We start from the raw sequence: 12,140 nt of genomic DNA on the forward strand, positions 1-12,140 counted from the left end.
CTCCTGCGGTAAACCCTGTGTTTACGCTAAACTTAATACTGTTGCTCTTTGAGTCAATTTTACTCTCAAGCTTTGATACTTAAGTTATCGGGCTTACCAGAAAATCCTTTAGCTATTTTTTTGTTTTTTTATAACCTATTGTTTTAAAATTGTTTTTATTTTTTTAATTAACAGTTATGAAGCATCAATATTTTTGGGGAAATTTTGTTCTTAGAATTTAACTTAATACTAATCAATATATTATGTAAGATTTATTGTTTTTATACCAATTGCATTAAATAAGACTAGAATGAGCAATATTTTAGTAAAATTATTTTACTACTTGTTCACTGCAATTAAAAGGCGCCTAAATTTAGAAGCCTGAAGTACTTGCAATGAACATGAACTAACGAATGTAATCTAATAGCGTTAAGCTCGACAACCTGCCAAATGTTGCCTGAGAAGCCTGCAATGCTGTCTCGTGCTTAGTTAAATTCGAGATTGCCTCTGCCATATCAATCTCAACCAGGCCTGCTTTGGCCGATTTATTATTTATATCAAGTGCTTGATTTGCAGATAAGATACTTTCAACAGTGTTAGATCTGCCACCTAACCCCGATTGAGTCTGAGAAACAACATTTTTCGCGTTGGTTAAGCCAACCATAGCATCAGCAAGTGCTTGCTGATAATCAACACTACCAAGTGTTGAATCTGTCAGCGCCGTACTCAGATTATCCAATGTATTTAACACATTTTGAGTTGTGGGTTTTTCCAAATCAAAACTAAATGAAGTTGGCGCTGCGCCAGCAAAAGTCATATCCATACCTGCAGCACTTAAGCTATTACCACTAAACGTACCGCTTTGGATGGTTGCGCCACCCTGAACCACATCAAATGTTGTTGCTGATGTAACATTTATAGTGATTGTATTGGCAGTTGCAGGGGCTGCTGGATCAGCGTTATAGTTCGCTTTGTGAAAATTATCAAACGAGCCTTGTTCATTAACATAGACTGTAGCCGTTGCAGGTGCTACTGAGGTGCTATCTATATTCAATCGCTTGCTAACCTTTTCAAACACATCAAAACCATTATCACTAGAGCGTATTTCTACTCCCTCCGCCACTTTAATTTTATGCTGCCCTTGGTCACCCCTGTATGTATATTCATTGGTAACTTGGTCAAATTCATAAGTTTGAGTATTGTCTTGATATCCAGAGAAAATATACCGACCGTCTTCAGATTTTGCATTCATCCAATCAAGCACAGCAGTTTTAATGGTATTGACCTCTTCAGCGATACCCGCCCGGTCTGAGGCCGTTAATGCACCGTTACCTGCTTGTATTGCTAGTTGCTGCGCCTTTAACAACGATTCATTAATATTATCTAGCACCGTTTCTTGCGTTTCAAGACGACTATTCAACATACTGGTATTTTTCGTGTATTGCTCATTAGTCTGAATTCTATCTCCATATAGCAGCGCTCTTGCCATAGCAGATGGGTCATCACTGGCACTTAACACACGCTTTTGTGTACTAACCTGCTGCTGCGATTTATTCACCTCTTGTTGATTGTTCAAGATTGAGTTTAAACTATTTTTATACATCAAATTATTTGATAAACGCATAATTACCTCGCAGCACTAAGTAGTGTATCGAAAACAGATCGCGCTGTTGAAATGATTTGAGCTGATGCCGAGTAAGATTGTTGAAAACGTAGTAAATTAGCCGCTTCTTCATCTAAATTTACGCCCGACATTGACTCAAACCACGCTTCTGACTGATTCGCTAACGCTTCAAAAGCAGCACCATTGGTTTTGGCTTGATTGGCCACAACACCAATATCAGTCACTAGCCCAGCGTATGCTTCATTGAAAGTCGCTAAATTATCAGCCACTGCCGTGGTTATCACATCTTTTCGTACTAACTCACTCGATTGTAATTGAGATAAAGCAGAACCATTACGGTTATCATCAAAACCACCCGTGTTAACTTCTAGAGTAAATGTATCACCCGTAGCAGGCTGTCCTTCAATATCAAAGTTAAACCCATATCCATTAAATGGTGCCCCAGCTTGCGTCAACATATTCTTACTAGGTGGGGTAATCGTGAAAGTACTAGTACCACTGCCATCTGTAATTTGATATTCATTTGCTGTTGCGGTCTTGGTAATGGTGATCGCACCATTTGTCAGTACCGGTGGATTACCTGGCGTGGAAGTCGCATTAAAACCAGTGCCAATACTCGTTACCTGCCCTGCTGATATAGTACCACTACCCACATTACTAGCACCTGCGTTTGTGCGTATAGGCGATGCTAAAGCCAAGTGATTTGGCCTGTCTGTCTCTAGCGAAATAGAACTGGCCGTTGTAGAATTAAGTTTAACTAAAAAGCTATCATTAACTGCAGCACCCGCAGCAACGGATATGTCCAAACCAAATAAATCAGCGCCCGCTGGAACCGTTGTCGTTGAATTGACAACACCACCGGTCACATTGGCTGTTGTAGGAGTACCAATCACATTACCTTTAGCATCTATGGCTGCCACTTCAACACTTGTCGCTGTTAAAAAAGTAACTCGAAAATCAGTTGCAGGAACATTTTCGCCCAACCCTGCCTCTACAGTTGCGGTCACTGAGCCTGCACCAGTATTATCTTGATAAGCATAACCTTGTACGGTTGGGATTTTAAAAATGTCTTGCCCCATATTTCCATCAAGGTCCATGCCTAAGCGATTCTGCTGATTAAATGCATCAGCCAAAGCAAGGCCTATTTGCCCAATTTGGTTTTGAGCAGGGTACAAAATCTCATCTCTAAACGCCAGTAAGCCGCCAATTTTTCCTTTTAGGTTAGCAATATCGACATCTAATGCGACTGCATTGCCATTTGCTACATCCAACTTGAGTTCTTTAACTTCTGGGTCAGGGTCACCATTAAGAGCTAGTGTATTAAACGTACCATTTTCCATAACTAGCGATTGACCAGATCCTAAGAAAACCATCTTTTCACCATTAGGACCATCTATTGTTTCGATATCAACTAACTCAGCAAGATCTTTAATTGCTTCATCTCGCTCATTAAAAACTGAATTGGCAACATTAGAACCCTCTTGTCCTCGGCTCGCTGTAATTTTACTATTTAGGTTGCTGATATTTTCAATCAAATTATTTGCTTCACTGGTGTATACATTCAGTTGCTCATTCACAATCCCTTGTTGATCAAAAACAATACCCGATAAGCGATGCATTTGGTCAACTAAGTTCTGTGAATCAGTCATAAATAAAGAGCGTGTTACAGACGATGAAGGTTGGTTAGCAGCTTCTTGTAAATTATTAAACAAAGAATTGATGCTGGTACTTAGGCTATTCGACTCTTGTGAAAACAAGGTATCAACACGAGATGATTCGGTTACAAATTGCTCATAATAAGACTTACTCGATATATCTCTATTAAGTTGTTTTTGAGCAAAATCATTAAGTAACCTAACTGTTTCGCCACGACCAACTTGATTGCCAATCATTGTTGTATGCTCAGTACGCTCTCTAATATACCCTTTGGTATTCATATTAGAGATGTTTTTACTGGTTGTTTGCAGTAACTCGTTACTGGCACGAATGCCGTGACTGCCTATATTCATAAGATCATAGGTCATATCAATTTACTCCTTGGCGGATCAAAGAAGAGAGCATTTGTTTAAACTCTCCACGCTGTAACACACTTTTAATCTTTTGAGCATAATTTGGGTCCGTGGCATAACCTGCCTCTTGCAAAGCATCAAGGTATTGGGCCGGCTCTTTTACTTTTTTGAGCGCTTGTTCATACCTTGGGTTATTTTGTAAAAAATCGACATAATCACTAATGCTTTCTTTAATAGAATCATATGCTCTAAAATGTGCTTGCTTTTGCACTGGCAGCCCTTGCTCAAATTCCAGTGTCAGCTTTTTGGCGCTCTCACCATACCAAGACTTATCAGATTTGATATTAAACAAATTAAAACTACTAGAGCCATCCGGCTTCGCAATCACATGCTTACCCCAACCCGTTTCTAATGCAGCTTGAGCTACCATTACAGCGGGATTCAGCCCTATCTTTTGTGCTGCTTCTTTTGCATGACTCCAAAGGGCCCCAACAAATGACTCAGGGTCTTTAAAATCATCCTGGTTATCTGATTTATCGGCTGACTTTTGTGCCACATGAGACGTCGCTTCACCATTGGCGATTTTATCGCTTTGTAAGTTTGCATTAGTACGTAAAACAGAAGCTGGCGTATAGCCCTCACCATTGGGAGCTAATTGTTGAACAATTAGATCTGCAAGGCCTAAACTCCCTTTTCCTGCAAGCTCAACAGATAACTGCTGATCGTGCATTTCTTCAAAGAACTTGACGCTACTGGAATTAAATGGACTTTCTTTATCTTCCATCGCCTCATTCGCTTTGCGCATACTCTTTAAAAGCATTTGCGTAAAAATCGACTCAAATTGCTGCGCTGCCTTTTTAAGAGCTTCATTAGATGCTTGAGAGTCAGTGCCGCTTTTTAAGGCATCTTGACGTAGGGTATTAAGATCACCTAAATCAAAAAAGTTTTGTTTGTCTAACGGATTAGTATTCATCTGCTCAACGACACATGTTGAAAATCATGTTTAAATAAATGCAAGAAGTAAGCCAAAAAAAAGCCCCGATATTTCGAGGCTAACTGATTGATTAAAAATAAAACTTTAGATGACGACTAATTGACCATTGATAGCGCCAGCTTCTTTAAGCGCTTCAAGAATAGCCATTAAATCACCAGGTGCTGCGCCAACTTGGTTAATAGCACGAACAAGATCATCTAAGCTAACACCTGGGTCAAACACAAATGCCCGTGAATCATCGGTGTCAACATCAATAATACTCTGTTGTGTTACCACCGTTTCACCTTGCGCTAATGCCTGCGGCTGAGCAACGTTTTGCTGCTCTGCAATCGTCACAGTTAAACCACCATGAGTGATTGCTGCAGGCTGCAGCTTCACATTTTTACCAATAACAATTGTGCCAGTGCGTGAATTAACAATAATTTTGGCATTCGTATCTGCGGGCTTAAACTCTAAGTTTTCAAGTGTTGATAAGTAGGCCACACGCTGGGATGGGTCTCTTGGCGCAATAACCCTAACTGACGCTGCATCTAAAGGCTTTGCACTATTGGGGCCCACTAAAGCGTTAATTGTATCTGCTAAACGCTTTGCCGTTGTAAAATCAGGGCTATTTAAATTAAAGGTAATATGGTCACCTTGCGTGAATGGGCTTTTGACAGCGCGTTCTACCATTGCCCCATTTGGCACACGTCCAACTGTGGGCGTATTAATGACCACACGACTTCCATCTAACCCTTCAGCACCTAATCCACCCACAATTAAACTGCCCTGAGCAATCGCATACACGTTGCCATCTACTCCCTTCATAAAGGTCTGTAATAATGTTCCACCACGTAAACTGCCTGCACTTCCGATAGAGGAAACAGTTACATCAATTTTTTGACCCGGTTTTACAAAGGGTGGTAAGTCTGCATGAACAGCAACAGCTGCCACATTCTTTATCTTTGGTTTTAGACTCGATGGCATGGTGATACCAAAACTACTTAGCATAGCTTTAAAACTTTGCTCAGTGAATCGACTTTGCTCCCCCGTACCTGGCAGACCAACAACCAAACCGTAACCCACTAATTGATTTGAACGCACACCTTCAACCATACTAACGTCTTTTACTCGTTCGGCACGTACGCACTGTGAGAACAAACTACCTAGTACAACACATACTATAAGAAACATTTTCATCGTCTTTACCTTTTAAAATGGCAGTAATGTACTCATAAAGAAACGAGCCAACCACCCTGCGCTTTGTGTTTCTTGATGCTGGCCTTTGCCCGAATATTGGATTCTCGCGTTAGCAATTCTGTTCGACTGCACTGTATTGTCAGCATTTACATCCGCTGCCCTAACCAAACCTTCTAGCCTAATAAACTCTTCACCCGTATTAAGCGTTAACCACTTTTCGCCTCTAATCACTAAGTTACCATTAGGTAGAACTCTCATCACATTGACTGAAATGTTACCAACTAGGCTATTTGACTGATTTGCTTGACTATCTCCTTTAAATGAAGACTCTGATTCCAAACCAAACTGAAGGCTCTCTTTACCTATATTAATAGCAGAGCCACCCAATCCAGTAACTGGGCTAAGAGAAGCATCGGTTTCTTTGTCTGTTTGATTATTAGCAGCCTTTGATGCCTGTGTAGACTCTCTCAGTACGACAGTAATAATATCGCCTGTACGCAGTGCCTTCTTATCAGAGTATAAATCATTAGAAAGGTGCTGACTGAATAGCGAACCTGTTGCCACAATAGGATCGGCTTGTTGTTCTGGATACATTGGCGCATAGTATGGGTCATCTCTTTGCACATCAGCGTTTTGTGTTGACACGCATCCTGAAAGTAAAACGGTTACCAAAATTGCTAAGCTAAAATCACGCATACTGCCCCCTAAAAATTATAACTGTTGATTGATGTAACTTAGCATTTCATCTACTGCTGAAATAACCTTTGAGTTCATTTCATAAACTCGCTGAGTTTCAATCAAATTAACTAACTCTTCCGTTACATTTACATTCGATGTCTCTAATGCGCCCTGCACGATTGACCCTAAACCGTCAACACTCGGATTACCTTGTACCGGTGCACCACTTACAGCAGTTTCGGTATACAAGTTTTGCCCGATTGGTTCTAAACCTGATGGGTTAATAAAGTCGCTAATGACCAACTGCCCTATAACCACATTCTCTGCCTGACCCGCGATTGCCACAGACACTTCACCATCTTGTGACACCGTCACTGATTGTGCATCATCAGGGATATTCATTTGCGGCTGAATAGGAAAGCCTGCACCAGGAGTAACAACTCGCCCTTCTTCGTCTGTGGTAAACTGACCATTACGCGAATAAGCGGTTGTGCCATCTGGCATTTGAATTTCAAAAAAACCAGGCCCTTGTATCATCCAATCTAATGAGTTCTCAGTACTAAGCATATTACCTTGTGAGAAGTTCTTTTGGTTTGCTACCACTTTAGAGCCCGCACCTAGCATTAAACCAGAGGGCAGCTCGGTATCTTGAGAGGAGCGGCCGCCAGGTTGATTAATATTTTGATAAAGTAAGTCTTCAAATATAGCACGGCTTTTTTTGTATCCAACGGTGCTCGCATTCGCTAAATTGTTGGAAATAACGGCTATGTCAGTTTGCTGGGCGTCTAAGCCTGTTTTACTGATCCACAATGCTGGGTTCATAATATCTACCTCACTTGGTTAGACGATACGCAGTAGAGACACGTGACGCTCGTCTATCTCTTCCGCTGTTTTCATTAGTTTCATTTGCATTTCAAACTGGCGTTGATGGTTGATTAAATCAACCATCTCATGCACGGGATTTACGTTAGAACGCTCTAACGTGCCGCTCATGACTCGTGCAGTTGGCGAAATATCGCAAAACCCACACAAACCATTCACCAGTGTTTCTTCTTTTGGCCTGAACAAACCGTCATTGCCTTTTTCTAATTGGCTATTGTCTGCTTCAATAATTTTTAAGCGATCTACCACTTCCATAAAATTAGCGGGTGCGCCTTGAGGACGAATTTGAATTGAGCCATCATCACTAAATATCACTTTATCAACAGGTACTGGCAAGATAATTGGCCCACCTTCGCCAACAACTTGACGTCCATGACTGGTGATCAATGCCCCGTCTGCACGAATATTAAAATTACCTACTTTGGTGTATGCTTCATTTCCACTTTCATCCATTACGCTGATCCACGTTTTTTGTGCAACGGATATATCTAAATCTCTACCTGTTTCTACAACAGAACCTGCTGTCATATTAGTACCAGGGCGTTCTTGCATCGCAAAAACACGTGTTGGTAAACCTTCACCGAAAGCTTGCATAGAACGCGCTTGCGCAAAGTCGGCTTTGAAACCAGTCGTATTGGCATTGGCAAGATTATTGGCTTTTATCGCCACACCTCGCAAATTCTGCTTAGCACCGGACATCGCCACATATAGCATTTTATCCATCGTTCTGGCCTAAATAATTTTTCATATAATGAATAAAGCAATTTTAATGCCAGAAAAACACAACTAATATAATGAAGAACTGCCAAAGATATGACGGAAGTATAGAAAAGATATGACCACAAAAAAGCCGCAAAAAATTGCGGCTTTTTTATCAAACCGAACCTATCGGATCTGTAAGATGTTTTGCTGAATGGTTGAGTTAACCTCAAGTGCTCGAGAGTTAGCTTGAAAGTTACGCTGTGCACTAATCAAATCAACCAACTCATTGGTTAAGTTGACATTTGATTGCTCTAACGCAGATGAGTTAATTGTACCTAAAGTTCCAGAAGCTGGCTCTCCTGCAATTGGCTCACCAGAGGTTAGACTCTTTTTCCAAGACGTATTTCCTACTTGCTGTAGGCCTTGCGAATTGGAAAAACGAACCATAGCAACTTGGCCTAAGAAAGTAGAATCGCCATTACTGTATGACGCCACAATTTTACCATCAGCGCCAATATCAATGCCTGCTAATCTGCCAACCGTTGCGCCATCTTGTTCCAATGCTTTTACTTCAAAACGACTTGCGTATTGCGTTGGTAGCTTATTTGTGGTGTTAGCCTCATCACGCCAATTAACGATTACATCATTAGGAAAAGTCGCGCCATTACCTAGTAACTCAGATAACCCTGGATTACCACCAGCCACCAAGCCTGGTATTGTCAATGCATTAAAAGTCGTGGCCGGTGCCACTGCATTATAAAGGGGTGGTGCTGCAAGCGGGTCAGCGACTGTTGCGCTAGGTAAACCACTTGAGTCAAAACGAAACATGGAGATAGGTGTACTTAAAACCGCAGGTGTAGCCGCTGGCTCTACCTCATCACCTAGGTGGTTAAATTGTTTACCATCCATGGTGGCATAAACACTCCAGTCATTGTCGGCTGTTTTTCTAAAAAATAGCTGCATAACATGCGGCTCACCTAATGAGTCGTACAATGTAGTAGAGGTTGAAGAATTATACGACGCTGACTGATTCGGATCAAAAGCCAGTGTTGGGACCGATGCTCGTGAATCTAGATTAAATGATGTATAGACATTATTAGTGGCGCGCGGTGACCCTGATGCATCAGGAATTTGCAGTGCCGTTGAGGTACTTAAGCTCACTGATGTAGTATCACCAGTACTTGCATCAACTGGAAAACCTTGTAAAAAATTACCTTTGGAGTCAACAATAAAGTTATCTTTATTTAACTTGAAAGCCCCTGCTCGTGTGTAAGCATAATCTTGCGAGCTTAAATCTTCACTCGTGGCAAAATACCCTTCACCCGTAATAGCCAAATCTAAAGAGTTTTGTGTAAACTTTAAAGAGCCTTGGTGAAACTGTTGTGCAACCATCGTTGTTTGTGCGCCATCACCATTTTTAGTGGCACCCGCACTGAATACAGATGCGGCATATACGTCAGAAAACTCAGCCCTAGACTCTTTAAAGCCTGTGGTATTTACATTAGCGATATTATTTGCAGTCGTATCCAAATCTTTTTGGGCCGCTGCTAAACCGGTTAGTGCTATATTGAAACTCATGTTCTCACCTCTTTTTACTTAAGGTTAAATCTGTTACTTAAATATTTATGCTATCTCGGCGACATCAGTGAGTCTCACTGCACCCGCTTTAGTATTAATAATGATGCCATTGGCGCCATTTATATTAACACTGTCAATATTTTTAAATGTTGCCATGGGTAAACTAGAAAACTGCCCATTAACACTGCCCTCAGCTTTTATTGAATATTCACCTTCAGGCATTGTCGTGCCGTCGGAGTTCTTACCATCCCATTCAAAGCGAACAGCACCTGCAGGCTTACTACCTAAGTCAATTTGTCTAACAAGCTGATTTGTATCGTCATAGATGCTAATCGTTAACTTCTCTACAGGTGACTGTGCAATGACTGAACCTTTAGATAACCCATCAGACCCAAACTCAATTGTGTCAGACTCTAGTAACGCCTTTTTACCAACTAAAGTTGAAGCTTGCAGCGCTGAATTAGAGGTCATTGACGCAGATAGTTGCTCAAACTTACTATTGAGGTTTGAAATACCTTCAGCCATAGTAAAGTTAGTCATTTGCGCAATCATTTGATCGTTATCAGCAGGCTTACTTGGGTCTTGAAAAGACAGCTGTTGAGTTAACAATGAAAAGAAGTCCTCCTGAGTTAACTCATCACTTTTCTCTTCTGGTTTATTTTGCTCAGACCAACGAAGAGAGTCCATATATGTTGAAGGTGATGCCGCATTAATATCATTACTCATCAGCTATACTCCCGTTAGCGCTGACCAAGCAGTAAGGTTTTGCTAAGCATTTGCTTAGCAGCATCAGCTACTTGTACATTAGTTTGATATGAGCGTGATGCTGAGATCATATTCGTCATCTCTTCAACCACATTCACATTTGGCTTATAGATGTAACCATCCTTATCTGCACTTGGGTGATTAGGATTATATTCAACTTGTAGAGGCTTATCGCTTTCTACTACTCCCAATACCTTAACCCCAACTGACGCACCTAAACTGGTTGGGTCTTGTATAGAAGACGCCTTAGTCAACTCAGCGGCAAATACTGGGTGACGAGCTCGGTAAACTTTATCCTGACTCGAACTGACACTATTTGCGTTTGAAATGTTACTGGCAGTCGTATTCAGGCGAATGTTCTGAGCACTCATACCTGAACCTGCTATATCAAATACGTTATATAAACTCATAGTAATTACCCTTGACCTTGACTACCAATGGCTTTTTTCAAGCCCTTAAACTTACCAGATAGAAATCGCAAACTTGCTTGGTACTCTAATGAGTTTTGTACATACAAGTTTCGTTCCACTTGTACATCAACCGAGTTACCATCACCTGTATCTGTTTGATTTGGATTACGAAATAACTCAACCCCTCCGGTCAGTTTACTACCGCCACTGAGGTGATTTTCGTTTGTTCGAACCATGCTGTTGCCACTTTGCTGACTAGACTTTGCCGCTTTAAATGCCTGCCCAAAATCAATATCTTTCGCTTTATATCCAGGGGTGTCGGCATTGGCTATATTACTGGCTAAAAGTTCAGCACGCTGTGAACGAATAAGCATAGTATGAGGATGTACGCCCAAAGCTTTATCAAAACTAATTGCCATAACACAACTCCAAAAATTTGACTCTATGAAGTTAAAGCAAAAGGTGGGCCAAAAATGAAAATGGCGGAGAAACCGCCATAGACTATTGTTTTTTCTGGTAAATTATTCCTGGGTTACAACGTATCATCTCAAATGAATCGCTTAATCCAGCCATGGATTCTGAGGCTCCAAGAAATAAATACCCTTTGGGGTTTAGTGCTTGAGCAAATTGAGAAATAATTTTTGCCTTTACATCTGGCGAAAAATAAATGAGTACATTTCGGCAAAAAATAACATCAAATTTCCCCATCAACGCGTAAGAATCCAACAAGTTTAGGTGCCTAAAGTTCACCATCTTTTTGACTGGGTCGACAACTTGCGCCATACCATTGCCACTGTCTTTAAAAAATTTCTTACGCCGTTCAGCAGACAACCCTCTCGCTAAAGCCAGAGCATCATATTCTGCGTTTTTGCACATATCTAACATGGTATTAGAGATGTCTGTGCCTGTTATCTGAACTCCCATTTTCAAATTCCCTGCACTTTTGCTTTGATGCTCACTTGCAGACATAGCAATAGAATAAGGCTCTTGGCCAGAGGAACTGGCTGCAGACCAGATTTTGATGGGCCTACGCAAGTCATTAAATTCAGGAAAAATTTTTGTTTTTAATAACTCAAACGGATAGGCGTCACGAAACCATAATGTTTCATTCGTTGTCATTGCATCCACGACTGCGGCACGTAATTGCCGCTCATGTGGACTAAGCGTTTTGCTCACCAATGCTGATAACGTATCAACCCCAAATCTTGCCATTAGGGGTGCCAAACGACTTTTAACTAAGTAAAGCTTATTATCGCCTAGTACAATACCGCACTGTTGCTCTAGAAAAGTTCTAAACTGATCATATTCGCTTTGTTGAAGATGCTTATTTTCCAATGTAT

12 protein-coding genes are annotated in these 12,140 nt (G+C 41.0%); all 12 read right to left on the reverse strand.

Annotated features, from left to right (window positions below):
* Positions 1 to 385: 385 nt before the first annotated feature.
* The 12 genes from flgL to OCI93_RS18855 all read right to left on the reverse strand — a co-directional run bounded on the left by flgL (position 386) and on the right by OCI93_RS18855 (position 12,135).
* The gene (gene flgL, locus OCI93_RS18800; protein ID WP_261594779.1) at positions 386 to 1,603 is read right to left on the reverse strand and encodes a flagellar hook-associated protein FlgL; all 1,218 of its coding nucleotides are present in this window, start codon (positions 1,601 to 1,603) and stop codon (positions 386 to 388) included.
* 2 nt (positions 1,604 to 1,605) lie between these two features.
* Positions 1,606 to 3,627 (reverse strand): flagellar hook-associated protein FlgK, encoded by a 2,022-nt coding sequence (gene flgK / locus OCI93_RS18805; protein ID WP_261594780.1) that lies wholly within the window; start codon positions 3,625 to 3,627, stop codon positions 1,606 to 1,608.
* Between the two features lies 1 nt (position 3,628).
* The gene (gene flgJ / locus OCI93_RS18810; protein ID WP_261594781.1) at positions 3,629 to 4,585 is read right to left on the reverse strand and encodes a flagellar assembly peptidoglycan hydrolase FlgJ; all 957 of its coding nucleotides are present in this window, start codon (positions 4,583 to 4,585) and stop codon (positions 3,629 to 3,631) included.
* Positions 4,586 to 4,690: 105 nt separating this feature from the next.
* Entirely contained in the window at positions 4,691 to 5,785 is a 1,095-nt protein-coding gene (locus OCI93_RS18815) for a flagellar basal body P-ring protein FlgI (protein ID WP_261594782.1), read from the reverse strand.
* A gap of 12 nt (positions 5,786 to 5,797) precedes the next feature.
* The gene (gene flgH / locus OCI93_RS18820) at positions 5,798 to 6,481 is read right to left on the reverse strand and encodes a flagellar basal body L-ring protein FlgH (RefSeq protein WP_261627042.1); all 684 of its coding nucleotides are present in this window, start codon (positions 6,479 to 6,481) and stop codon (positions 5,798 to 5,800) included.
* A 15-nt stretch (positions 6,482 to 6,496) separates the two neighbouring features.
* Positions 6,497 to 7,285, reverse strand: a complete 789-nt coding sequence (gene flgG, locus OCI93_RS18825; protein ID WP_261594784.1) for a flagellar basal-body rod protein FlgG — start codon at positions 7,283 to 7,285, stop codon at positions 6,497 to 6,499.
* Positions 7,286 to 7,303: 18 nt separating this feature from the next.
* Positions 7,304 to 8,068: a flagellar basal body rod protein FlgF gene (locus OCI93_RS18830; protein WP_261627043.1), complete on the reverse strand. Its 765-nt coding sequence runs from the start codon at positions 8,066 to 8,068 to the stop codon at positions 7,304 to 7,306.
* A gap of 162 nt (positions 8,069 to 8,230) precedes the next feature.
* Positions 8,231 to 9,625 (reverse strand): flagellar hook protein FlgE, encoded by a 1,395-nt coding sequence (gene flgE / locus OCI93_RS18835; protein WP_261594786.1) that lies wholly within the window; start codon positions 9,623 to 9,625, stop codon positions 8,231 to 8,233.
* A 45-nt stretch (positions 9,626 to 9,670) separates the two neighbouring features.
* Positions 9,671 to 10,351: a flagellar hook assembly protein FlgD gene (locus OCI93_RS18840; protein WP_261594787.1), complete on the reverse strand. Its 681-nt coding sequence runs from the start codon at positions 10,349 to 10,351 to the stop codon at positions 9,671 to 9,673.
* Between the two features lie 14 nt (positions 10,352 to 10,365).
* Positions 10,366 to 10,800 (reverse strand): flagellar basal body rod protein FlgC, encoded by a 435-nt coding sequence (gene flgC / locus OCI93_RS18845; RefSeq protein ID WP_261594788.1) that lies wholly within the window; start codon positions 10,798 to 10,800, stop codon positions 10,366 to 10,368.
* A gap of 5 nt (positions 10,801 to 10,805) precedes the next feature.
* Entirely contained in the window at positions 10,806 to 11,219 is a 414-nt protein-coding gene (flgB, locus tag OCI93_RS18850) for a flagellar basal body rod protein FlgB (protein WP_261594793.1), read from the reverse strand.
* Positions 11,220 to 11,301: 82 nt separating this feature from the next.
* Entirely contained in the window at positions 11,302 to 12,135 is an 834-nt protein-coding gene (locus OCI93_RS18855; protein WP_261627044.1) for a CheR family methyltransferase, read from the reverse strand.
* Positions 12,136 to 12,140: the final 5 nt, after the last annotated feature.

Source organism: Pseudoalteromonas holothuriae, from assembly GCF_945859825.1.
Taxonomy (GTDB): Bacteria; Pseudomonadota; Gammaproteobacteria; order Enterobacterales; family Alteromonadaceae; genus Pseudoalteromonas; species Pseudoalteromonas holothuriae.